We start from the raw sequence: 25,847 nt of genomic DNA, 5'->3' as shown, positions 1-25,847 counted from the left end.
AGGCTCAGCGGATTCCGGCCAACAGGCTCCGGGCGGTCTGCTTGAGCGGCTCATCACCTTCCTTGAGCAACTCGTTGAGCAGTTCGATGGCGCTGTCCAGATCCCCGTCATCGATGCAGGTCTGGGCTTGTTCCAGTTTGTCGGCGCTGGTCGGATCGGCTGGCTGCGGATTTAACGGCTCAAGTTCCAGTGACGGGTCGGCATCGCTGAATTCGTCGAGAAAGTCGCCGTCCAGCGCCTGTGAGTCCGGTTCGGCGACCCACTCAAGCTCGGGTTCATCCAGCGTCGATTCTTCAGGCATCTCGAACACATCGGGCAACACGTGCAGGTTCGAAGCGAATGCAGGTTCTGTTGCGGATAACGGTTCATTCGAAGGTTTGGCGGTGGATGCGTTGTCGAAAGGGCTGATCAGATCCCAGCTGGAATCCATGGACAGGTCATCCAGGTTCAACTGGAACTCGTCGGCAGCTGCGGCTGGTACGGCAGCGATGACTGCCGCGCTGGCCACCGGTGGCGCATTGCCGAGCTTCGGGGAGCGGGCGCGGATGGCCTGAAGCTTGTCTTCGTCGAACCCGCCGTCACGCAGGTTTTTTTCCTGTGCGTCGTAAGCCGGTACGTCGCCTTGTTTGCCGAGGACTTCCAGCAGTTGCACGCCCAGCTCTTCGCGCTGTGGTTCCTTGACCAATGCTTCTCGCAACAAACCGACCGCTTCGGAAAAACGGCCATAGGCCAGGTAAATACCGACACCTTCCAGCACATCGCCGGGTGACGTTTCTTCACGATGGTCGGGAGCGGGTTTGATTATGGGCTGTTGCACCGACGGTTGCGCCGGACGTTCTAGTACCGGCTCATGTGGCGCTGGTGAAACGGGCGATGAATCGGGCAACGCCTGAAGCTGCTGGCGCCGACGTCGAACAAACAGCCCAAACAACACCAACGCAATCAGCGCCAGCAAGCCGATGATCAGCGGCCAGTGGCTAGCCTCGGGTTCTTCAACGACGACGGGGGCAGACGCCACCGCTGCCGGCGTCACCGGCGGCGTCTGGTTGACCTCTGCCAATTGGGTTTGCAGTTCGGTTACCTGTTTTTTCTGGCCCGCAATCTGCTCGTCCTGAGCCTGAAGCTTTGCATTGAGCTCATCGATGGTTTTTTGCAGCTGCTGGTTTTGCAGCACGCTGGCGGCCAGTTGTTCGGCAACCGGATCGGGCACAGGTGCGGCAGGTTGAACGGCGGCAGGTGCTGGCGCCGACTTCTTCGCCGCGGGTGCCGCCGCAGTGGCCGGTTTGACGCTCGGGAATGGAGAGTTTTGCGGGCTGGCGGCGGGTTCGTCGTCGGACGGCACGATCCCCGGAGAGCCCGGCGGATCGATCAGCACCGTGTACTCGCGCAGCAAACGGCCGTTGGGCTGATTGAGCTGCACCATGAAATTCAGGAAAGGCTCATTGACCGGTTTGTTAGAGGTCACCCGAATCAGGCTGCGGTTGCCCCGCAGGATCGGCGTGAACTTCAGGTCGTTGAGGAAGAACACCCGATCGACGCCGGCACGAGTGAATTCCTCTGCTGTCGCCAGGCTGACCGAGAGCTCGCCCTCCTCCAGCCCACCCACATCCACCAGTGCGATGTCAGCACGCAACGGCTGATTCAACGCGGAATGAAGAGTGATGTCGCCCAATCCCAGCGCAGGGGCCAATGCCGAGTAAGTGACAGCACCACCGACCAGAAGCAGCCTGGCGCAACACCGCAAAACAACGTGCCAACTCTCGAGCATGAGCATCCCTTAGATAACCAGAACCAACCTGTACGCGTTCGCACATCCGGTACGAACACGATATTGCCTAGTAGTTCTTTATAGTCTGCCCAACGGGGTATCTCAAAAAGCTGACGCGCGGTTATGCCTCAAGATTTTTCCAGGTTGGCCAGAATGTGCCCGTGGACCCGCATGCACACCTTCAAGTCCGCCTCGTCGACGCCGTCGAACAGTTCACGGCGCAGTTGCGTGGCAATGGTTTCAATTTGTTCGATCAGAGGACGGGCCGGGGCACAGAGGACGATTTTTTTCGCCCGGCGGTCTTCCAGTACCGATTGACGCTGGACCAGGCCCTGGGTTTCCAGGCTGTCGAGCAAGCGCGCCAGGGTCGGGCCTTCGACGCCGACGCTTTGCGCCAGTTCACGCTGGGTCGGTGCTTCTTCGAAGCGCGCCAAGTGCAGCAGCACCAGCCAGCGCGCCTGAGACAGACCCAGACCCGCCAGGCGGCGATCCAGTTCGGCACGCCAGCCGCGAGACATCTGGGCCAGTTGCATGCCAAAGCGGTGTTGATCGGTTAACGGCATAAAACACTCATGATTAGACTGAATTAGAGAAAAACTAATTATTAGTCAGCTAAGCATGACCGTTGGCTTGAGGCAAGGTCTGGTCTGTAGTGAATCGTTACATCACTGTAACAGGTCATTTAAACCTCAAATTCGGACTGCAGTGCCGCCCGAACGCAGTACAAGACACCTTCCGGCACTCGACCGGCGAACAGCGCGGCAATCTCCGACACCGGTGGCAGTTCGCCCTCGCCATCGAGGAACGCATCCTGAACCTCGCCCATCAATTCCTCGGGCAGGTCCAGCGCTTGCTCCAACGACAACTGCTGCTTGCCGATCGCTTCGGCGAGCATGGTGTAGACGTTCTTTTCCGAGCATTGCAGCTGGCTGGCGATCTGCAACGGCGTCATGCCGGCGCGAGCGAGGGTGATCAGCTCGTGGCGCACGTCGGCGACGACTTTCGGCGCCTCGACCTGACCGCCCAGCACTTCGAGGAAGGCCTCGCCGTAGCGTTCGAGCTTGCGTGCGCCGACACCGCTGACCGTGGCCATTTCCGCCAGCGAGGTCGGCTGGCTGCGGAGCATTTCCAGCAGTGTGGAGTCGGGGAAGATGACGTACGGCGGCACGCCGTGTTCCTCGGCGAGTTTGCGACGCAAGGCGCGCAAGGCTTCCCACTGTTCGCGTTCTTCGCCGCGAACCAATTGGCTCGCCTGGCTCTTGCTGCTTTTGGCGGTGGTTTGCGGCTTGAGGTCGCGGCGCAGTTCCAGGGTTACTTCGCCCTTGAGCAGCGGCCGGCAGGTGTCGCTCAGGCGCAAGCCGCCGTAGCCTTCGAGGTCAATGTCGGCCAGACCACGGGCCACCAGCTGGCGGAACAGGGAGCGCCATTCACTCTCCCCCATGGCCTTGCCCACGCCGTACACCGACAGATGTTGATGACCGAAGCTGCGGACCTTTTCGTTGTCCTTGCCCAGCAATACATCCACCAGATGCCCGACGCCATAACGCTGGCCAGTGCGGTAAATCGCCGAGAGCGCCTGACGGGCCGGCTCGGTGGCGTCCCAGGTCTGTACGCCATCGACGCAGTTATCGCAATGGCCGCACGGCTCGGGCATGTCTTCGTCGAAGTACGCCAGCAGGGTTTGCCGACGGCAGCGGGTTTCTTCGCAGAGCGAGAGCATGGCGTCGAGCTTGTGCTGCTCCAGACGCTTGTGGCGCTCATCACCCTCGGAGTTTTGCAGCATCTGCTTGAGCATCACCACGTCTTGCAGGCCGTAGGCCATCCAGGCATCCGCCGGCAGCCCATCACGACCGCCGCGACCGGTTTCCTGGTAGTACGCCTCAAGGGATTTCGGCAAATCGAGGTGAGCGACAAAGCGCACGTTGGGCTTGTCGATGCCCATGCCGAACGCCACGGTGGCGACCATGATCAGGCCTTCTTCGTTGAGGAAGCGCTTCTGGTGATGGGCCCGGGTTTCATTGGGCAGACCGGCGTGGTACGGCAGCGCCGGGAAGCCTTGTTCGCTGAGGAATACCGCGACTTCGTCGACTTTCTTGCGCGACAGGCAATAGACGATGCCGGCATCACTGCGGCGCTCGGCGAGGAACGCCAGCAACTGCTTGCGCGGCTGTTCCTTGGGCACGATGCGGTAAAAAATGTTCGGACGGTCGAAGCTCGACAGGAAGCGCTCGGCATCCTGCAGATGCAGACGATCGACGATTTCTTCGCGGGTACGCTTGTCGGCCGTGGCCGTCAGGGCAATGCGCGGGACGTTGGGGAACAGTTCCGCCAACTGGCCCAGTTGCAGGTATTCGCGACGGAAGTCATGGCCCCATTGGGACACGCAGTGCGCTTCGTCGATGGCGAACAGGGCGATTTCAAGACTTTGCAGGAAGGCCAGCATGCGGGGCTGGACCAGACGCTCGGGCGCCAGATACAGCATCTTCACTTCGCCGCGCTTGATTCGCGCAGCAAGATCACGCTGCTGTTCGGCGCTCAGCGTGGAGTTCAATGCGGCGGCAGCGACGCCGAGCTCTTCGAGGGTCGCGACCTGATCGTCCATCAGTGCGATCAGCGGCGACACCACCACGGCCAGGCCTTCGCGCAGCAGCGCCGGCACCTGGAAACAGAGGGATTTGCCGCCACCGGTAGGCATCAGCACCAGGGCGTCGCCGCCACTGGCCACGCGCTCAATGATTGCACCCTGGCGGCCACGGAAACTGTCGTAGCCGAAGATGTCCTTGAGGACGCGTTGAGCCTGTTCGAGCATAAAAACTCCAAATATCACAAAAACATCCCTGCAAGGCTGGTTCAGAACCACGCAGGCTGCACTGACAAATCGTAAGTACGCATTGCATGACGCTTCACATCACAGCCGCGACGCCAGCAGGGCATCACAAAACGCGCGAGTATACCCGACGCCTGCCCGGCAAAGGGTGCCGCTGAGAAGACACGCAAGGACAAACACCGCGCAACCTGTGGGAGCGGGCTTGCTCGCGAAGGCGGAGTATCAGTCGACATTAATGCTGCCTGACACGACGCCTTCGCGAGCAAGCCCGCTACCACAGCGATTGTGGTGTTCCGGGGTGCAAATATCCCGCGCGGCTGGCCTGAGCGCTCAAGAAGGCCTAGAATTCCCGCATCTGTTAATTCCCCAAGGTAGCCCTTTAATGTCCTTCGCTGAGCAACTAACCCGTTTGCAAGTCTTCCTCGACGCCGACGAACTGCATGACGAGGCGCTGGACTACGTGGCCGCCCACGGCTACCTCACTGCGCTTTCGATCTGTTCCGAAGAGGTTCCGGATCGTGAATGGATCGACGCCCTCTTCGCCGAAGAGCCGCATTACGCCGACGACACCGAGCGTGAAGCGATCGAATCCACCCTGCTGGCCCTCAAGGCTCACATCGCCCGCCAACTGGCTTCCGATGAAGAGTTCGAGCTGCCATGCGACCTGGACCTGGGCGAAGAGCCGGACGATTCCGACCTGCGCGGCTGGTGCATCGGTTTCATGGAAGGCGTGTTCCTGCGCGAAGCGGCCTGGTTCGAAACCGCCGAAGACGAAGTCAGCGAAATGCTGCTGCCGATCATGGTCGGTTCGGGTCTGTTCGACGAACAGCCTGAGTTCGAAGACATCGCCAAAGACGCCAACCTGATGGACGACATGATCGTGCAGATCCCGGAAGCCCTGACCGCGCTGTACCTGCTGTGCCAGGCGCCAGACGAAAAACCGGCGATCCTCAAGCCACGTCACCACTAAGGTTTTGCCTATGGACAACCCCATAGGCAACCGCTCCCTGATGTTGCGTTACGTACTGCTGGCCATCGGCTGGCTGAGCGTAGCGCTGGGGGTGATCGGTATTTTCCTGCCGGTATTGCCCACCACGCCTTTCCTGCTGTTGGCGGCTGCCTGCTTCGCCCGCAGTTCGCCACGGTTTTATCAGTGGCTGGTGGGGCATCCACGGCTCGGCCCGTGGATTCGCGACTACCTCGACGGCAACGGCATCCCGCTCAAGGGCAAGGTCTACGCCATCGGCCTGATGTGGGTGAGCATCCTCTTCTCCTGCTACCTGGTGCCCCTGCCGTGGGCGCGCGGGTTCATGCTGACCAGCGCGGTGCTGGTGACGATCTACATCCTCAAACAGAAAACCCTGAAAAAGCCCTGACTCAAGCCCTGAGCTGTAAGGGCTCTTGTGGCGAGGGGACTTGTCCCCGTTGGGTTGCGAAGCGACCCCAAACCCTGCAACCCATTTCCTTCTGACACACCGCATTGCCTGGTTTGACGACTGCTGCGCAGCCGAACGGGGACAAGTCCCCTCGCCACAAAAGCAATCTGCCACCCCCTCACCACCCGACAATTTGTCCTGCCTCGCTGAAAACTCCGCCTAGACTTCAGTCATCTGCACCCGAGCAGCCAGACATGTCCCGTCGCCGGCGTAGTCCAGGATGGCAAACGCTCCGACTTCGGCTCGGCGGATGGCTGCTGCTGGCGAGTTTTCTGCTGACGGGACTGAGCAGTGTCTGGGCCGACTGGGAATTTACGCAGATCCTGCAAATCGCCGAAAAGCGCTACGGCCCGCTCGGCCCCGCCCAAGGAAGAATCGAGGCCTGGAGTCAAATGCTCAAGAGCGAACTCAACCAACCCGAGCGCGAGCAACTGGACGCAGTCAATCGCTTCTTCAATCAACAGCTGAATTTTCAGGACGACACGCGCATCTGGCGTCAGACCGATTACTGGGCCACGCCGGAAGAATCCTTGATCAAGGGCGCCGCCGATTGCGAAGACTACGCCCTGGCGAAATATTTCAGCCTGCGCCAACTCGGGATTCCCAGCGAGAAGCTGCGCATCACCTACGTCAAGGCCCTGAGCCAGAACCAGGCGCACATGGTGCTGACCTTCTACAGCAGCCCCACGGCCGAGCCGCTGGTGCTCGACAACCTGATCGGCGAGATCCGCCCCGCCTCCCAACGCAAAGACCTGCTGCCGGTGTACGCCTTCAACGCCGAAGGCCTGTACCTGCCGGGGGCCAATGGCGGCAAACGCAGCAGCGACTCGAAGAAATTGTCGCGTTGGCAGGACGTGTTGAAAAAGATGCAAGCCGAAGGTTTCGCCGTGGGCGAAGGCTAGTCGCCGTCGCAAGGAGCGTTTTATGTCACTGCGCAAACAGTTGTTTCTCGCCATTTGCCTGTTCTTGCTGGTGGCCTTCGGTGGCAGTTTTTTTGTCAGCCTGGAAAGCTCTCGCGAACAGATGCTCGGCCAGTTGCGCTCTCACGCTCAGGACGCCGCCACCGCGCTGGGCCTGTCGCTGACCGCGCAGATTGACGACCCGGCAATGACCGAACTGTTGGTCAGCTCGATTTTCGACAGCGGCTATTTCCGCAGCATCCGTGTCGTCACTATCGTTGATGAAAAGGTGTTGGTGGAGCGTATCGCACCGGCAAAGATCGAAGGCGTGCCCGGCTGGTTTGTGGGTCTGGTCAACCTGCGCCCGGAAGGCGGCGATGCGCTGATCACGCGCGGCTGGGAACAGGTGGCGAGGGTCGAAGTGCTGAGCAATCCGCAGTTCGCCCTGGCCAAACTCTGGGACAGCACCCTCGGCAGCCTGATCTGGCTGTTGATCTGCGGATTGCTCAGCGCCGTGTTCGGCGGCTGGTTATTACGCCGCCAATTGCGCCCGCTCGACAAGATGGTCAAACAGGCGCAAGCCATCAGCAAGCGCGAGTTCGTAAGCCTGCCGAAACTGCCACGCACACCCGAGTTGAAACGCGTGGTGCTGGCCATGAATCAGATGGTCGAAAAGCTCAAGGCGCTGTTCTCCGAAGAGGCCACGCGCAGCGAAAACCTGCGCGCCGAATCTTATCAGGACAGCCTCACAGGCCTCGCCAATCGGCGCTTGCTGGATGAGCAACTGGCCGACCATTTGTTGGTGTCCGAGCAAAGCAGCGACGGCCATTTACTGATGCTGCGGATCAACGATCTGATCGGCCTCAACCAACGCCTGGGCGGACTGCGCACCGATGGGCTGATCAGCGCCGTCGGCGAATTGCTCAAGCGCCTGACTCAACTGCCGGAGCGCCGTACCTGGCTGGCGGCGCGCAACCGTGGCGGCGAATTCAGCCTGCTGACACCAGGCCTGGACAGCACCGGTGCCGCCCGCCTCGCCTCGGAAATCAGCGCCACCCTGGAAAACCTGCGCCTGACGGGCGCCAGCGATTGCATGCCCGTGGCGCACTTGGGCGTGGTTGCCTATCAGCCCGGCGAACCGGCCAGCGACGTGCTGCTGCGCCTCGATCAAGCGCTGGCCCAGGCGCAGCAACATCCCGAACGGCCGTGGGTGCATCTGGCACGTTCCGATACCGCAACGAACCATACCCAACACGACTGGCGCACCTGGATCGACGACGCCCTCACCGAGGGCAAAATGCAGCTTTATTTTCAACCCGTGGTGCAATGCGCCGACACCAGCCAGGTGCTGCACCACAAAGTCCTCGCGCGCCTGATCGATCCGCATGGCGAAGCAATAGCGGCTGGACACTTCCTGCCGTGGATCGAACGCCTAGGCTGGTCGGCACGGTTCGATCTGGCGATGCTCGAAGCCACCCTCGACTACCTCATCGTCAACCGTTGGCCACTGGCGTTAAGCCTGTCCGGCAGCAGCTTGCGCGACCCGGCGCAACTGCGGCAAATCATCGACATGCTCGAATCACTGCCCGAGCTGGCCCATCTGCTGATACTGGAAATCGACGAACGCCAACTACCGCCCCCCGACGAATTACAACACCTGAGCCACAGCCTGCTCGACACCGGTTACCGCATCGGCTTGCAGCACTTTGGCGGCAGCTTCAGTCAGATCGGCAACTTGACTCAGTTGGGGTTGGCGTACTTGAAAATCGATGGGGCGTACATCCGCCACATTGATGAGCAGAGTGACAAGCGGCTGTTTATTGATGCGATTTACAGGGCGACCAACAGCATTGATTTGCCGTTGATAGCGGAGATGGTCGAGACCAAAGGGGAATTGGAGGTGATTCGGGAGTTGGGGTTGTTTGGGGTGATGGGAAGGCTGATTGGACCGCCGGAGCCGATGTAAAGGGGGCTACCGTTCGTCTTAAACCGGGGCTAACCTGTCAGATCTAACAGTAGGCAAACACTCACGCCGATTATCTAATCCATCCGTATCGGTGCCGCCCATTCGGGAAGCCGGGCGCCTCTATGGAAGGTACGCATTCATGAACAGCCCCATGACAAACGCTGACTCCACGTCCAACGGACAGCTCGTGTTCCCGCCCGAACCCGGCATCGGCGTGCTGGCGGTCGCACCGCCCTACCCGCCTGGTTACAAACCACAGAGCGACGGTGCTTTGGGGGTCAACATCAACATGGTGCACGGTGATCGTGACGGATTGCTGGTCTACATCCTGGCCTACCTGAACATGGCCGTCGGCGATTACATCAGGGTGTACATCGAAACAAAAAACGCTTCCGTCGCTGAATTTTCCGTCACCGATGCCCACTTCGATACCGAAGGCAACGCGAAAAACATTCCTTTCTTTATTTCCGCCAAAGACATGGAAGCCAGGTTTCCGCCTCTCCAGGCCAACAACCTGCCCCTCTGGCACGAGGTTACGCGCGTGAGCGGAAACGGCACCGAGGGATCGCCACCCGTTGAGCTGCTTTACATGTACCCGGAGCCGGGTGAGCTGGACACAGACGGCGGAAAACCCTTCAACCAGGGCCTCAAGCTGCCCGTCGCTTCGGAATCCGTCATTGATAAGACCGTGATCGATGAAGGCATGTTCGTAACCGTGCTGGCGTATAACAACCAACAAATAAGTGATGTGGTTGTACTTGCTTTTGGATCGTTGCTTCTTGAGTCCACCGTCACTGTGTTAGGTGACGTGGTTTTTGAACTGACACCTGAAATGCTCGCCAGTTTGCCGCCTGGCAACACGGTGATTGTGCGCTGGGAAGTATTCGATGTTGTGGAAAATTCGAGCGGTTGGTCGGACTCGCTGATCCTCGTATTCAAGCCAGGGATGGTGCTGCTGACCGCACCGATTTTTGAACAGGCCGATCTCGACGATGTGGTGCATCACGATTGGCTCGTGGGCGGTCCCTTGCAGATACTGGTCACCGGTGTCTTTGCAAAAGATGATCTGCTTGAGCTGACATTTGAAGGGATCACTAAAGGGGGCGACCTGGCCACCCACACCTTCAGTGTGACGCTGACTGCCGCGACCAGATCCGTGGACTTTAAGGTTCCCAACGAATGGGTTCGCAACCTGATCCGAGGCTCGGCGCAGGCGTTCTATCAAGTGGTCAGAGCAGGAAAGACTCAGTTGTCGAAACACGCCAGTGTCACCATCACCGGGACGTCCCCGCCATTGGGCTTGCCCATGGTCGAACCGCTGGAGAATAACGATACCGTGCCAGGGGATACGGCCTTGGCGAAGGTGGAGTTCGCCAAATACTGGCCCATGAAAGCAGGCGCGAAGGCCGAATTACGCTGGCAAACCATTGACTCGGACGGTATTGCGATCCTGTTTATTTTCCGACTGATCGTCACCGACCCGACGCTGCCGCTCATCTTCCAGCTGCCGGCCAAATACATCGCCCCTTACGCCGGCGCCCCACTGACACTGCAATGCACAATCACCAACCCGGGTGAAGTCGAGGTGACTTCCGATCTGCTGGGTTTAAAGATTGGGGATGAGAAAGACATCGTCCTTGAGCCGGCGTTTCTGGTAGGAGCTCCCCAGCCGATTCACCCCTTGGACGGGGAGCGGACGATACGGGCCGAATTCCTCGCAGCGATCAAGGAAGACCGGGCGAGACTGATACACAACAAGGCGTCAACGGACTCGCCGCAGTTCCCGCTTATTCCTTTGAACCAAAACAATCGCGCCAACTGGGTGCTCGACTCTCCGTTTCTTGTCGCCAACCAGGGAACGACAATTCGACTGCGCTGGAACTTGAGGCGCAATGGGAAAAAAGCTGCTTCATCCCCGGCTGTGGAAATTGTGATCGCCCCGATCGCCCCCGAAGACAGTCGGCTTCCGACGCCCCGGATCAGCGGAGTATCCGGGATTGTGGAAGTAAAAAAACTGACGGCTGCCAATGAACTGGTAGTGGATGGGTGGCTGGGGCAACGTTCAGGACAACCTCAATACCTGATGTTTGAAGGAACCAACACCCAAGGTGAAGTGGTTCGTCATGAACTCCTTAAAGGCGAAATGACGGGTACCGAGAGGGGCCTGAGACTGGCATTGCCGCTAGCCTGGCTCAGCAATCTGAAAGATGAAACGACCTTACACATCTTCTTCCGGGTGAATGTGAACCGAGAGCCTGACAAGGAAACGGCCGTAGCATTTCCCGGGCAAGCGTATATCGTCGATTCGCTGATTGAACTACAACCGCATATCGATGCACTGAAAGACCCGCAGGGTCGTGATATTCCACAAGGCGACACTACGATTGCCACCACTATCACCGTACACGGGCATGCAAGCATCCAGGAGCAAGTCGAGATTCTGGTGAATGGCGTGGTGGAGGTGACGGTAACGACAGACGCTAACGGCGATTTTTCGGAGCCCGTGAAGGTTGCCAAGTATGACGCGCTGAACACAATCCGGTTACGAGCGAAGTACGGCGATAACCTGACATCGCCCGTACGATCTTTCACTCTGCGCCGGCCATTGCAAGTCAGCCAAGACACTATGAATCTGCACGGACTCAGGATTGAAATAGGGTGGCCGAGAACGGGGCTTGATTTTGTAGGCAATACCCAAAATCGCCCCGCCTCTTACGGTGTCGCCCCTATTCATTACTCATCCAGCAATCCGGCCGTGGTTTCGGTCGATGGGAATGGCAAGGTTACTGGTCTTCGTAACGGCAGCGCGTACATCCACGTTCAGGATCGATTCAGCACCCTTACATATTACGTGGATGTGAAGAACGTCTTTGTTGCGGCATCAGCTGGAATGCATATGACCTTGGCAAATGCGGTGACCTGGATGACCTCCGTTCCAGGCTCCATGCCTCTATCCGATCACTGGGCGGGTATGGAGCGTGTCTATGGATCACACCGCACCTGGGTGCTGGGCGGATCGATAAACTGGATGCTCGACTCCAGAGGGTGTCCTGCGGGTTACTCAAAAATCTATGACCATGGCCATGGCAATGGCCCAGGCATAGTTTGCGGCTATGCAGCCCCACATGTGCAATGGAACCCGTGGTGCGCCAGACCTTATTGAGAGAAAAACGAGGAAAAGGGAAATTTGTTTATCTGCCCCTGCCTAAGTGTTCTGTAGGGTCTCTTCGCGAGCCTGCTCGCGAAAACGATCTCACCGGCAACAAAAAAAACCGCCATTCCTTCAACAGGGATGGCAGGTTTTGTCGTTTCAGCTCACGCATGCCGTTGATCATGGTCGCCGTATCGTGGCCCCCACAACCACCCGCCCGTAACGGTTGATCAGCCAGCCGATGCCGATGTGATCGATATGACCGTTCGTCTGGAAGACACGCCAACCTGTCAGATCTGACAGTAGCCAGTCTTCCCAGCCTGGTGTGTGATCAACCTCGTCCCGAGAGAACTCAGGGCTTGTCACCTCCCAGGAGAAAATGATGGATATCCAGTCCGCCGCGTTGATTGAACTGTTTGTGCTCTACCCCTTGAGCATCCTGGGCTGGGTCACCCCGGTAAAACCGGACGGCATCGCCCACGGCGGTATTCCCAAAGCCATTTACGACGGCCAGGCCTCAGGCCTTGAATGCCTGGTCGATCCCTGGACCGAGCTGCAGCTGCTCTCCTGGATCATGGCGGTCGATGATCGCGTGGATTTGTATTGCAACGGCAATCTCGTCCCGGGAGCAGGAAAAACCGTCAAACCGGGGGAGGAAACGCTGCGCCAGCGCCTGTACTTGCCACACGGCAATTTGATGCAAGGCGTCAACCGTCTGCATTACGAGGTTACCCGTGTCGGGGGTAACTCCGAACCCTCTCGGGATCTGCTGGTGCTCTACCACCTGCGGCTCGCGGACACCCTGGATCTGGTTATCCCACCCGACGTGTCCAAGGACGGCGTCAGCGCCGCACGGGCGGCGCAAGGGGTGGAGTTCAGGTTCACCTATGCCAACCGGCGCCCCTACGATCGCATCGAATTTTGGTTGGGCGACACCCAGGTCAGGTTCGACGTCCCCGACGGCACGGGGCCAATAACCCTCACACTGTTCACCGAGACATTCCAGAAAGCGGGCGACAATCCGAGTGCAGTGGCTGAGTTTTTTCTCATCGACCAGTTGAACAACCGGGTCAAATCCCCGGAGAAGCGGCTGGACATTCATCTCGACCGACTTGACCTGCCAGCCCCTACCGTCAAGGGCATGACCGGCAACAACTTCAGCCCGACCCAGCCGGAAGTCCGGGTGCTGGTGCCGCAGGGCTTGCTGCTGCCCACCGACAAGCTGAGCGTGATCTGGCAAGGCGCGGCCGGCACACCGGCGGCGGGCTCCTACACCAGCCCGCAGCGGCTGGTCAGTGCCGGTCTGGAGATTGCCGTGCCGCGCTCGGTGCTGGCCTACAGCCTGGGCAAACAGGTGACTGTCATCTGCGTCGTCGAACGCAACGACAAGACCACTACTTCATTGCCTTTGCTGCTGAGCATCCTGACGCTGCCGGTGTCGGCGCTGATTACGCCGAAGATCGTCGAGGCCGACGCCAACAACTTTCTGGACGTAATGGCACTGGGCAGCAAAAACGCGACCATTCACGCTCTGCTCCACACGCTGATCGAAGCCGGCCAGCCGTGCTGGCTGAGTCTGGAAGGCAAGAAGGCGGACGGCACGGCGCACAATCTGCCGCTGTGGAACGGCCTCCCGGAGCAGGTCAATGAGACTTGGATCAGTCAGGGATTCTGGCCCGTCGCGCTGGTCAGCAGCTACCTCACGCAACTCGGACACGGCACCACGCTGACCATCAAGTTCAAGGTATCGCTGGACAAGAGCAACGACCCGGCCACGGCCACGGTGTTTTCGGATCGGCCCTATAACATCAAGGCGGTGGCGCTGGTGGTGCCGACACTGGTCAATGTGCTGGATGCCAACAACGTCGAAGTGCAGGAGGGCACCAGAACCACCAGTACCATGTTGAAACTCAAGGGCGAGGCAAGCAAAGGTCAACAGGTCGAAATCTTCGACGGCAGCGGTTCGAGCGCGGTGTCCAAGGGCATAGCAACCGCCCACTTGACCACGGGAATCTGGGACCACACGATCACCGTGCCGGTGGGCATCCGCCGCTTGTATGCCAAGTCGCTGTATCACTCCTACTCTGTTTACTCCAACGTACGCAACCTGACGGTGGTGGCCGTGATCGTGCCGACACTGGTCAATGTGCTGGATGACAACAACGTCGAAGTGCAGGAGGGCACCAGAACCACCAGTACCATGTTGAAACTCAAGGGCGAGGCAAGCAAAGGCCAACAGGTCGAAATCTTCGACGGCAGCGGTTCGAGCGCGGTGTCCAAGGGCATAGCAACCGCCAACAAGACCACGGGAAACTGGGAGCGCACGATCACCGTGCTGGTGGGCATCCGCCGCTTGTATGCCAAGTCGCTGTATCACCCCTCCTCTGTTTACTCCAACGTACGCAACCTGACGGTGGTGGCCACCAAACCAAGCATCCCCGAAATAACGGACTCCATAGGTCAGGTCGCCCATAACGGAAAGACTTACGACGACAAGGTCAAGGTGACGGTCACTGCCGATCCGAACCAGAGCATCCAACTCTACGATGGAGCCAAGGCCATTGGGGCGCCTATTCCACTTGATAGCAAAGGGAGTGGAACTACGACGTTATCGGCTCTGGAGCAGAAGGTTTTTTCCCTCACTGCCAGAGCCGTTTATGGAAATCAGCTGGAATCCCCCGTGCGCATCTTTACACGCAAAGCCCACCTGGCAGTGACCCTGACGTCGGTCAAGCACTCGCGAGGAGAGCTGGGCGAGGGAGGCAGTACCGCCAGTGTCTCTGTCACACTGGAAGGACAGGTGACGCCTTTGTATAGCGTGCAGATCCATCATAACAACAGCGCCAAAAATATCGTGCGGAGCAACGCAAGTGGCTTCTGGGCTACCACCCTGTCCACCGTCGCTGGCCCAAACACGGTATACGCCAAAGCAGTAGCGACCGGGTTGAATTCCAACTCGCGGAGTTTCACCAGAGTAGTGCCAATCACGTCTGAAAATTTTGATCAATACTCAACGAGACACGTATCGCCAGGTCTCAACATCCCACTAAACAGCATGACTATTTACTATTTAGGGGGCACCGGCTTTATCGGGATATCTCCACTGGCTGACTTATTCACTGGTCCCTATCCTCAGATACCGGGTAAAAGTTATGGGCAGACTCTGGAGATGCATTGGAAAGGCCTTGGCACGTCACAACATATGCGTATTCGATTCAATTGGGGCTATTCCGGCGTTAGTTTTTTTATCAGGTTCGCACAAACCCATAACCTATGGATAAGATTTTTAGACATAAATAACAATACGATCCATCAATACACGCTCCCACTTAATTTCGATGCACAACTTGTTAGTTACTCGCATCCCAGTATCGATATTTGGGGTGTAGAAGTCCAAACCTGGGAGATGGATTTAATTTCTATTGATTATTTCCGGATGACTTACAGATAATTTACAGGCTGAAATATTACTCCAACAAAACGGCCTTTCCAGCCGTTTTTTGGGCAACGCTCAACCGCCAACCAACAGTTTGGCGGACGAAAAAGGGCGTATCTATTTTCCGTCCGATCCTGATGGCGAAGCCTGATTAAACAGCGGTGTTTAATCGACATCCCTAGACACTCACTCAGGCTACACATCCTTGCGCCGTTGCCTACGACTGCGCCAGAATCCGCCGGCTTGTGTGCCTTGGACCGGGTCTCTATTGTTTCCGGGTCGCTGACAATTCAGCGATCGGGTTTAGCAGCTCGGAATATCAAGGCACGTCAGTGTCGCCCCTGATCAGCCGACAGTGTTTTTCGTCAGCTGGTCTGCATTATGGCGGCTTGCGTGGGGCACTTCGGTGCGCCGGGTTCCTTGATGCCTGGTCTGCTAACCCGCGTACAGCCGCCACCCACTTCGTTTAGCAGCGATGGATGACGGCTCCCCTCATCAAGGAGCTTCAAATGCCAAAGATCACACCCAACCCACCCGAAACCGACGACGTTTCCCCGTACGAAACCCCGACTCCAAAAAACTCAACGAAGCCGCCGACCGCGCCCTCGACTACTACCTCAAACCGGTCATTCCCAATGACACCCCGCGTAAACCCAGCACCATCTACTCCATTGCCCCCGACACCAATGACGAAACGCTATTGGTCAACGCCTGTGAAACCCTGGCGTCGGCGAGTGTGATGTTGAGTAATTTTGCGGGATTGATGGAGGGGTCGCATCGCAATACGGTGTTGGGGATTCAGCAGGTGGTGATGCTGGGGGAATTGGCGGTGAACCGGATGCTGGATAATTTCGTTCCACAGGGTTAGCGAAGACCCTGCGACGAACCTTGACCTGTGGCGAGGGAGCTTGCTCCCGCTCGGCTGCGCAGCAGCCGCCCTCCCGGCATAGGCGGTCTACCTGAAAATCTGCGGTGAATGGTTTTGGGGCTGCTTCGCAACCGAGCGGGAGCAAGCTCCTTCGCCACAAAAGCCATTCAGGCTATGAGTTCTGTGGTGGTCTTTTGGGCCTCTTCGCGGGCAAGCCCGCTCCCACAGTGATCTGGGTTGTTCGCCGGTTTTGTGTCCACTGAAGACTGAATGTGGGAATGGGCTTGCTCGCGATGGCGATCTCACAGGCAACGAAAAACCCGCCATTCCTTTATCGGAAATGGCGGGTTTTGTCGTTTCAGAGGTCAGCCTTCAGATCACACGGTGTCCACCTTCAACGAATGGTCATTCAACATGCCGTTAATGATCGTCGCCGTGTCATGCCCGCCCGCAACCACCCCGCCCGCTCCCGGTGTGACGCCGTAGTGGCTGGCCAGGTTGACGCCGGCCAGGTCGATGGTCTGGTTCGGTGCCGCGCCGGCCATGGCGCTGACGTCGATGCTGGTGAGGACCGAGGCGCCGCTGCCGACGACTTTGAAGTGCAGGTAGTCATCCAGTGACGCCGCCGTGCCGTTTTCGCCTTGCAGCAGTTGTGACAGGTCGAGTTTGTCGGTGCCCGGGGTGAAGTCGGTGACGACATCGTGACCGCTGTTGCCTTTGAGCCACTGGAAGGTGTCGGCCCCTGCCCCGCCGGTGAGGGTGTTGTTGCCCAGGCCGCCGATCAGGAAGTCGTCGCCGCCACCACCCTTGAGGATGTCGTCGCCCAAACCGCCGGTGATGACGTTGCTCAGGTTGTCGCCCGTGAGCGAGTCGTTGAAGTTGGAGCCGGTGAGGTTTTCGATAGCGGTCAAGGTATCGGTGCCGGCGCCGCCGGTGTTTTGCGCGGTGGCCACGCTCAGGTCGACCGTGACCCCGGCGGTGGCGTGGGCGTAACTCACGGTGTCGGTGCCGGTGCCACCGTCGAGCAGGTCGTTGCCGGTGCCGCTGAACAGCAAGTCATTGCCGGCGCCGCCGTGTAGCTCGTTGTTGCCGGAGCCGGCGGTGAGCACATCGTTGCCGTCACCGGCATTGAGGACGTTATTGCCAGTGCCCGCCACCAACACATCGTCGCCTGCGGTGCCGGTGAGGGTGTGGCCTTCCTGGTAGCTGATGGTCACCGCTGCGCCGTCGCTGCCGCCATGGTTGTCGTTGGCGGTGTAGGTGCCGTGGGCGTCCGGAGCGATGTCGTGGCCGCCGGAGTAATTGAGGGTCATGGTCAGCTGGTAGTATTCCGCGTTGTTCACGCCGCTGCCGCTGGTGTTGGTGATGTTGGTGACGTGGATCTGATAGGTCCCGTCCGCCGCCGCGGTGAGGGTTTGCCCGTCCGCGAGAGCGATCCACGCGCCGCCATTGAGCGAGTACTCCATGGCGATGTGTCCACCCGCCAGGTTGTGGTCCAGGTTGAGGGTTTCGCCCTGTTTGAGGTTGACGGTAATCCGGTCCTCATCGTTGGCGTTGCCCGTGGTAACCCCGCCCAGATAACCACTGACCACCAACACCGCCGTCATGGTCGCCGCGTTCGCCGTAAAGGCGCTGCGCACGTTCGCCAGGACCTGATTAGAGGTGTTGTTGCCGGTCGAGGAAAAGCTGATCGCCCCGGTGCCGGTGAAGTCGGCGCCTTTTGAAATCCAGCCGGTGTTGAAGTTGGTGGGAGACGCCGTCAGCGGATCGCCATTGGCATCGGTGTCGTTGGCCAGCAGCAACTCGCCCGGCACCACGATGTTGCCCGAGAGCACGTTGGTGATGATGTGGTCATCGACCGCGACCGGGGCCGCGTTCGGAATGACTTTGACCGTCAGCGTCGAGCTGGCCAGGTCGCCATCGTTGTCGCTGGCGGTGAAACCGATGTTTTCAGTGATCACCACCGACGTGGTTTTTTGTGAGGTGTAGGTGAACTCGCCGGTGTCGAGGTTCACCACCAGGGTGCCGCCATTGTTGGTGGCGATACTGATGCTGTTGTTCACCGTGTTGAACGTGCCGTGGTTGGCGCCGCCACTGAAGTTCAGCGCGCCCTGATTACTGTTGCCTTTCGGGTCGTAGGTGTACGTGGTGCCGTCGACCACGAGGGTTTTGATGAAGCCGCCATCGGCGCCGAATGTTCCGCCCTCCAGCAAGGTGCCCGTGACTGGCGCCCCCATCACCGTGCCCGAGAGCACCGAGTTGAGTTGGTTGAGATCGGTCACCACAACAGCGTTGGTGTTGGTGTGGGTGCTGCCGTCATAAGCCAGCGGATCGAGGTAGGCGTTGCTCACGCCACTGCCCAGGCCGATCGCGTAGTTCTTGATGCTGTTGGCGTCGAGGAAGGCTTTGAGCGCGGCTTCGTCTGCGCTGCCGATGTTGCCTTCATTGGGTTTGCCGTCGGAGAAGAAGTAGCCGACGTTCTGCGCCCCGGTCAGTTTGCCCGAGGTGTTGAACGCGGTTTGCATCGTCGCGACTGCCGCGTCGTAGTTGGTGCCACCGCCGGCAGTCAGGCCGGAGATGATCGACTTGGCGGTCGCTACATCAACCCAGATCGATGTCTTGTCGGTGGCGTTGCTGCTGAAGGTGACGATCTGCACTTTCACATCGCCCAGGTCGTCGTACTTGTCGAGCAAGGCACTGATCGCCTGCTTGGCCAGCGCCAACCGCGACAGCCCGGGTACGCCGGAGGGGTCGACCATGCTGCCGGAGACGTCGATCACCAACAGCAGGTTGGAATCGATCTCGACCGCGGCCACCGAACGATCGGCGGCAACCGCCTTGGGCACGTCATCGACGATGCTCACCACGATGGTACTGGTGGTGCTGTTGCCCAGTGCATCCGTAGCTTTGTAGGTGAAGCTTTCGCTCAGGGTGTTCGGGCCGTCGTTGGCGTTCGGCGAGGTTTTCGGCGCCGAGGTCAGGGTGTAGGTGTAGGTGCCGTTGGGGTTGAGCAGCATTTGCCCGTACGTCCCGGTGGCGCTGCCGACCAGGGTGTAGGTGATGGCGCCACTCGCGCCGGTGACGGAGCCGACCAGGGTGCCGGTGGCCGTTTCGCCGGTGTTGCCGGGCTCGCTGCCGGTAACGGTGCCGGCCGTCAGGTCCTGCCCGTCCCTGGTCAGGTCCAGCGCTTTCTCGTAGACGGTGACATCGGTGTCGGTGACCGCTTTGATGCAGCTGTTCGACACGTCAATGGTGATGGTGGTGGTGCTTTCATCGCCGTCGGCATCGCGCACTGTGTAGGTGAACGTGTCCGTGGCGCCCGCTCCGCTCACGGCGTTGGGATTGCTGTGATAGACCGCGTTGCCGTTGGCATCCAGCGTCAGGTAACCGTAAGTGCCGTTGATGTTCGTGCCCAGGCCGCCAATGGCCGAGGACGACGTGTCCGAGCCTGCGCGCACGCCGACCACAGCCCCACCGGCTGCCGCGCCGTCGGCGCCCTTGATGTCATTGTCCAGCACGTTGCCGCTGACCGTGCCGCCTTCGACCACGCTCGCCGTGTCCGCTTTGGCGGTCGGCAAATCATCGACGATGTTGACGTTGATCTGACCTGTAGCGGTGCTGCCGTCGGTGTCCGTCGCCACCACATTGAAGTTCTCGGTGATGCCGTTGGCGCCGTTGGCATTCGGATGGGTTTCGTTGTCCGCCAGGGTGTAGCTGTAACTGACCACGCCGGTCGCCGGGTTGTAACCGGTGATGGTCAGCGTGCTGCCGAGCGGTGTGACCACCGATTGCGGGAAGCCTGCCGCCACGCCGCCGGTGACCAGCGCGATGCCGCCGACGGTCAGGGTTTGCAGTCCGTCCAGCGCGGTCACGGTGAAGGTGCCGCTCTGAGTCAGGGCTGGCGCGTTCGGGGTGGTCCCGTCGCTGAGGTTTTTTTCGTAGACGGTCAGTTCGCCGCCGTACACATCGAGGCCGTTGAGGGTCACCGGATCGTTGTTGTTCTGGATGTTCAGCACCAGGTTGGCGGTGCTGGTATCGCCGTCGGCATCGGTAATGGTGTAGGCGAAGGTTTCGGTGCCCGTGCCGCCGCCGTGCAGGTTTTTGAAGTCGGCATCGTTGGTGTTCAGCGTGTAGGTGTACGTGCCGTTGGCGTTCAGGACGAGTGTGCCGTAAGTCCCGGTGAAGGTGCCTGGAGTCACAGGCCCGGCATTTGGCCCGGTGGCGACGAGGTCCGCGCCCTGGACGTCGTTGGTCAGGACGTTGCCGTTGAGTGTCAGGGCGGTTTCCGACGCCTTGACGGCGTTACTGTCGTCGAAGGCTTTTGGCACGTCATCGACAATCTTCACCACGATGGTGCTGGTGGTGCTGTTGCCCAGCGAGTCGGTGGCCTGGTAGGTGAAGCTCTCGGTCAGGGTGTTCGCGCCATCGTTGACATGCGGCGTGGTGGTCGCAGGCGACGTCAGGGTGTAGGTGTACGTGCCGCTGGGGTTGAGCTGGAGCTGGCCATAGTTGCCCGTGGCGCTGCCCACCAGCGTGTAAGTAATCGCGCCGACCGCACCGGTGACGGAGCCGACCAGCGTGCCCTTGGCGGTTTCGCCGGTGCTGGTCGGATCGCTGCCGATGACCGTGCCGGCCGCCAGGTCTTGCCCGTCCTGGGTCAGGTCGAGGGCTTTTTCGTAGACGGTCACGTCGGTATCGGTGGAGGCGACGATGCTGCTGTTGGACACGTCGATGGTGATGGTGGTGGTGCTTTCGTCACCATCGGCATCACGCACGGTGTAGGTGAACACGTCGATCGCACCCGGGCCGTTCACCGCGTTGGGATTGCTGTGGTAGGTCGCGTTGCCGTTGGCATCCAGCGTCAGGTAACCGTAGGTGCCGTTGATGTTCGTGCCCAGGCCACCGATGGCCGAAGTCGAGGTGTCGCTGCCTGCGCGCACGCCAACCACGGCGCCGCTGAGCGCCGGGCCGTCGGCACCGCCGATGTCGTTATCCAGCACGTTGCCCGAGATCGTCGCGCCCTCGTCCACCGAGGCGAAATCGGGGTGCGCAGTGGGCAGGTCGTCGACGATGTTGACGTTGATCTGGCCTGACGCGGTGCTGCCGTCGGTGTCCGTCGCCACCACGTTGAAGTTCTCGGTGAGGCTGTTGGCGCCGTCGGCGGTCGGATGCGCTTCGTTATCGGCCAAGGTGTAGCTGTAGCTGATCACGCCGGTCGCCGGGTTGTAGCCGGTGATGGTCAGCGTGCTGCCGAGCGGTGTGACAATCGATTGCGGGAAACCTGCGGCCACGCCACCGGTCACCACGTTGATCCCGCCCACGGTCAGGGTTTGCAGACCATCGAGCGCCGTCACGGTGAAGGTGCCGCTCTGGGTCAGGGCTGGCGTGTTCGGGCTGGTGCCGTCGCTGAGGTTTTTCTCGTAGATGGTGAGTTCGCCGCCATTGACGTTGAGGCCGTCAATGGTCACCGGGTCATCGTTGTTGTGGATTTCCAGCACCAGGTTGGCGGTGCTGGTATCGCCGTCGGCATCGGTAATGGTGTAGGCGAAGGTTTCGGTGCCCGTGCCACCGCCGTGCAGGGCTTTGAAATCCGCATCGCTGGTGTTGAGGGTGTAGGTGTACGTGCCGTTGGCGTTCAGCACCAGGGTGCCATAAGTCCCGACGAACGTGCCGGGGGTGATCGGGCCGGCATTCTCGCCGACGGTCACGCGGTCGGCGCCTTGCGAATCATTGGTCAGCACGTTGCCGTTGAGGGTCAGCAAGGTTTCCGATGCGGTGCCGGCGTTGCTGTCATCGACCGCTTGGGGCAGGTCGTCGACGATGTTGACGTCGAGATTGCCGTTGGCGGTAGTCCCGTTGTCGTCGACCACGGTCACGGCGAATTGCTCGGAGATGCCGTTGGCGCCATTCGCCGTCGGATGCGCTTCGTTATCGGCCAGGGTGTAGCTGTAACTGACCACGCCGGTGGCGCTGTCGAACCCGGTGATGGTCAACGTGCTGCCGAGCGGCGTGACGATCGATTGCGGGAACCCTGCGGACACGCCGCCGACCACCACGTTGATGCCGCCGACGCTGAGGGTTTGTACGCCGTCGAGGGCGGTGATGGTGAAGGTGCCGTTCTGGGTCAGCGCTGGTGCATCGGGGCTAGTGCCGTCGCTGAGGTTTTTCTCGTAGACGACCAGTTCGCCGCCTTCGACGTTGAGGCCGCCAAGCGTGACCGGGTCATCGTTGTTGTGGATCTCCAGCACCAGGTTGGCGGTGCTGGTGTCGCCATCGGCATCAGTCAGGGTGTAGGTGAAGGTTTCGGTGCCGCTGCCACCACCGTGCAGCGCCTTGAAATCGGCGTCGCTGATGTTCAGCGTGTAGGTGTAACTGCCGTTGGGATTGAGCACCAGGGTGCCGTATGTCCCGGTGAAGGTGCCGCCGATGATCGGCCCGCTGTTGGGGCCGGTGGGAATGCGGTCAGCGCCTTGCGAGTCGTTGGGCAGCACGCTGCCGGTCAAGGTCAGCAGGGTTTCCGAAGCGGTGCTGGCGTTGGTGTCATCGACCGCTTTGGGCACGTCGTCGGTGATGTTCACGTCCAGCGTGCCGGTGGCGGTGTCGCCATTGGAATCATTAGCGACCACGGTGAACTGTTCGCTGAGGGTGTTGGCCCCTTCGCCAGCCGAATGGGTGTCGTTGCCGACCAGGGTGTAGCTGTAACTCACCACGCCAGTGGCCGGGTTGTAACCGGTGATTGTCAGGGTGTTGCCCAGTTGCGTGGTGATCGACTGCGGGAAGCCTGCGGCCACGCCGCCAGTGATCACGTTGATCCCGCCGATGCTCAGGCTGGTCAGCCCGTCGGGCGCGGACACGGTGAAGGTGCCGTTCTGGATCAGCGCGCCCGGATTGCTGGCAGAACCGTCGGCGAGGTTGGCTTCGTTGAGGGTCAGTTCGCCCCCCGCGACCGACAGGCCCGCGAGGGTAACCGGGTTGTTCGGCAAGACGCCTGTGCCCCCTGAACCGGCACCGCCGTCGCCGTTGTCGCCGTTGTCCGGGTCACCGGCCAGACGTTCCAGCGGAAATTCGGGAATGCCGTTGAAGCCTGCGGTGGGGAAGCCAATGACGGGATCGACCCGCCCGCCCACTTCTTCGAGCATGACGAAACTGTGGCCGCCGCCCGCCGCCCCACCGGGTGCGCCGGTCGGAGCAGGTCCGGCCGCCGTGGCTTCAGCCGTTTGAGTCGGGTCATCGCCGGCAGCGATAGCTTTTTGCAGTTGCTCGACATCGGTCAGTTGCGCCTGAGTCGGCGTTACCGCTTCAGCGGTATCCACATGGGGCGCCTGATGCGCCAGTAACTGGGAAGTCATTTGCAGGCTGCTGCCGCGCCCGAGGGTCAGCTCCTGGCCATTTTGCAGACGCACGGCCACCGCGCCTTCGGCCCCGGTGATCAATTGGTCGCCGGCGAACAATCGATCGCCCTCGACCAGCGCACGTCGGGTGCCACCGCTTTCCGCGAACACCTGACCAATAACTTTACTGACGATACCGATGAGCGTTGCCATGTGCATTTCCTCCGCTGCCAACCGCTGTCGGCACCCTGTTTGTGCGAAGAACGTGCTCATGGTTGAAGCAGGTTGCCTGGCGGATCGTCCGCAGGTGCGTTTACCTGAGTAAGCCGCTGCCCCGGCGATCGTCTCACCAAGCGTGCCGCTCGCGGGCAATGTGTCCGTTTTTGGCAAAACCCCAATGCAATCAACCACCTTGGGGATCCAATCGCCGACACATTGCCCATCGAGCGATGCGTAACGATTTTGAACCTATTGAGTGACAAAAAAATGTCGCCTCAAAACCGTTTCGCGTCCCTCCCCTCCAGCACTTCTCCGCCCTATGTCGATAAGTGGATGGAACTTTCCTCAAACCCTCGAATACTCTCTAGAGCTCCTGAATCAAGGGCTTTCAGAGTGAACAATGTGCTGGATTTTGCAGAGCGCATAAGTTTTTTTTGGAATAAACCCTATGAAAAAAATTTCTTAGCTACGCTCTAGAATGTTCTTAGCTACGTTGTTACAAGCATGAAACGGTTTTGCCTATAAATGTCGTCAAATATTTGGCGACTGATAAAGAACCATCAGGAATCAGGGAGATGTACCCATGCGCGTTTTAACCCCCCTTTGCAGCGCAATTCTGTTGGCCATGGCCTGCACATCCCAGGCCCAGGCCATGTCGTTGACCGAGGCGATCCAGAGCACCATCGCAACTCACCCCGAACTGGCGTCGCGGGTGGACAGCCGTCTCTCGGCCGATGAGCAAGTGAAAGTCGCCAAAGGGGGCTTTTATCCATCCGTGGACCTGAACGCCGCCTACGGGCGCGGGTACAGCGATAACACCAACACCCGGGCGTTCGGCAATCACAACACCGAAATCCTCACCTACACCCAATCCGAGCTGCGCCTGCGGCAGATGCTGTTCGACGGTTTCAACACCGCGAACGAAGTCGAACGCACCAAAGGCGTGGTCAACTCCCGGGCCTATTACGCGCAAGGCACCGCCCAAGACCTGGCATTGCGCACCACCGAGGTCTACCTCGAAGTGCTCAAGCGCCGCGAACTGGTGACCCTGGCCACGAACAACCTGCAGGCTCACTTGCGGGTCAACGACCAGATCGGCCTGCGCACCCAGCGTGGTGTCGGCAGCAACGCCGACTCCGACCAATCCGGCGCGCGCCGGGCACTGGCGCAAAACAACCTCGACACCGCCGAGGTCGATCTGGCGGATGCCGAGTCGAATTTCTACGCCGTCACCGGGCGCATGCCCGATGAACTCGAAGCACCGCCGTCGATCCGCGGCGAACTGCCCGCCACCCTGCCGGAAGCCCAGCAGAGCATGGTGGAAAACAACCCGTACTTGAAATCCGCCCAGGCTGACGTGCAATCGGCCGAGAGCCAGTACGAAGTCTCCAAGTCGCCGTTCTACCCACGTTTTGATGCCGAAGCGGCGGTGGGCGCGAACAACAACGTGCAAGGCGATGAAGGCCACGACAACGAATGGCGCGTGGGCGTGGTGATGAACTACAACCTGTTCCGCGGTGGCAGCGACAAGGCGCGCCTGCAGTCCAATGCGCATCAGATCAACCAGGCGATGGACATCCGCAACAACGCCCTGCGCCAACTCAACGAGAACATCCACCTGGCCTGGAACGCCATGGTCAACGCCAAGAAGCAGACCCCGACTGCCCGCGAATACGCGGATACCAGCCGACGTGTGCGCGTGGCGTATCAGGATCAGTTCGGCCTCGGCCAACGCACCCTGCTCGACTTGCTCGACAGTGAAAACGAACTCTACAACGCCAACCGCCGCTACACCGAAGTGCGCTACACCGAGGAGTTCTCGATGTACCGCGTGCTGGCGAACATGGGCCAGTTGCTGAGCAAACAGCGAGTGGTATTGCCCGCCGATGCAATTGCCTCCACCGAAGTGAAAAACGAAGCTCGTTTGCCTGAACTGAAGTAGGCCT

General features: G+C 59.9%; 11 protein-coding genes and 1 pseudogene. 8 read left to right on the top strand and 4 right to left on the bottom strand.

The genetic code is table 11. The annotated features are described in order from the left end of the window. Window positions 1-4: 4 nt before the first annotated feature. The 3 genes from ACA060_RS07455 to recQ all read right to left on the bottom strand — a co-directional run bounded on the left by ACA060_RS07455 (window position 5) and on the right by recQ (window position 4,577). On the bottom strand, window positions 5-1,768 hold the full coding sequence (locus ACA060_RS07455) for a motility hub landmark protein FimV (protein WP_497316365.1): 1,764 nt from the start codon (window positions 1,766-1,768) through the stop codon (window positions 5-7). Window positions 1,769-1,896: 128 nt separating this feature from the next. Continuing rightward, window positions 1,897-2,331 (bottom strand): MarR family transcriptional regulator, encoded by a 435-nt coding sequence (locus tag ACA060_RS07450; RefSeq protein ID WP_010461972.1) that lies wholly within the window; start codon window positions 2,329-2,331, stop codon window positions 1,897-1,899. A 119-nt stretch (window positions 2,332-2,450) separates the two neighbouring features. Then, window positions 2,451-4,577, bottom strand: a complete 2,127-nt coding sequence (gene recQ / locus ACA060_RS07445; RefSeq protein WP_497316362.1) for a DNA helicase RecQ — start codon at window positions 4,575-4,577, stop codon at window positions 2,451-2,453. Window positions 4,578-4,977: 400 nt separating this feature from the next. Here recQ and ACA060_RS07440 point away from each other — a divergent pair, with 400 nt between their 5' ends. From ACA060_RS07440 to ACA060_RS07410, 7 genes and pseudogenes are all read left to right on the top strand, one after another. After that, window positions 4,978-5,565: a UPF0149 family protein gene (locus ACA060_RS07440; RefSeq protein WP_010461974.1), complete on the top strand. Its 588-nt coding sequence runs from the start codon at window positions 4,978-4,980 to the stop codon at window positions 5,563-5,565. 10 nt (window positions 5,566-5,575) lie between these two features. After that, complete coding sequence (locus ACA060_RS07435; RefSeq protein WP_109628523.1) at window positions 5,576-5,971, top strand: YbaN family protein; 396 nt, start codon at window positions 5,576-5,578, stop codon at window positions 5,969-5,971. 254 nt (window positions 5,972-6,225) lie between these two features. Further along, entirely contained in the window at window positions 6,226-6,933 is a 708-nt protein-coding gene (gene lapG, locus ACA060_RS07430) for a cysteine protease LapG (RefSeq protein WP_497316360.1), read from the top strand. 22 nt (window positions 6,934-6,955) lie between these two features. Further along, complete coding sequence (gene lapD / locus ACA060_RS07425) at window positions 6,956-8,896, top strand: cyclic di-GMP receptor LapD (RefSeq protein WP_497316358.1); 1,941 nt, start codon at window positions 6,956-6,958, stop codon at window positions 8,894-8,896. 139 nt (window positions 8,897-9,035) lie between these two features. After that, window positions 9,036-12,059: an Ig-like domain-containing protein gene (locus ACA060_RS07420; RefSeq protein ID WP_497316356.1), complete on the top strand. Its 3,024-nt coding sequence runs from the start codon at window positions 9,036-9,038 to the stop codon at window positions 12,057-12,059. A gap of 370 nt (window positions 12,060-12,429) precedes the next feature. Then, window positions 12,430-15,498: a hypothetical protein gene (locus ACA060_RS07415; RefSeq protein ID WP_497316354.1), complete on the top strand. Its 3,069-nt coding sequence runs from the start codon at window positions 12,430-12,432 to the stop codon at window positions 15,496-15,498. Between the two features lie 494 nt (window positions 15,499-15,992). Then, window positions 15,993-16,351 (top strand): annotated as a pseudogene (locus ACA060_RS07410) (DUF6124 family protein). A 377-nt stretch (window positions 16,352-16,728) separates the two neighbouring features. Here ACA060_RS07410 and ACA060_RS07405 read toward each other — a convergent pair. After that, window positions 16,729-23,895 carry a retention module-containing protein gene (locus ACA060_RS07405; protein WP_497316352.1) on the bottom strand — a complete coding sequence of 2,389 codons (7,167 nt, stop codon included), beginning with the start codon at window positions 23,893-23,895 and terminating at the stop codon, window positions 16,729-16,731. Window positions 23,896-24,484: 589 nt separating this feature from the next. Between ACA060_RS07405 and ACA060_RS07400 the strand changes: the two genes are divergently transcribed. After that, window positions 24,485-25,843, top strand: coding sequence for a TolC family outer membrane protein (locus ACA060_RS07400; RefSeq protein ID WP_497316350.1), 1,359 nt, complete (start codon window positions 24,485-24,487; stop codon window positions 25,841-25,843). Window positions 25,844-25,847 lie beyond the last annotated feature (4 nt).

The organism is Pseudomonas sp. LBUM1671, assembly GCF_059695685.1.
The sequence above is the reverse complement of the archived record's forward strand: the minus strand, read 5'-3'. Positions and strand labels throughout refer to the sequence as shown.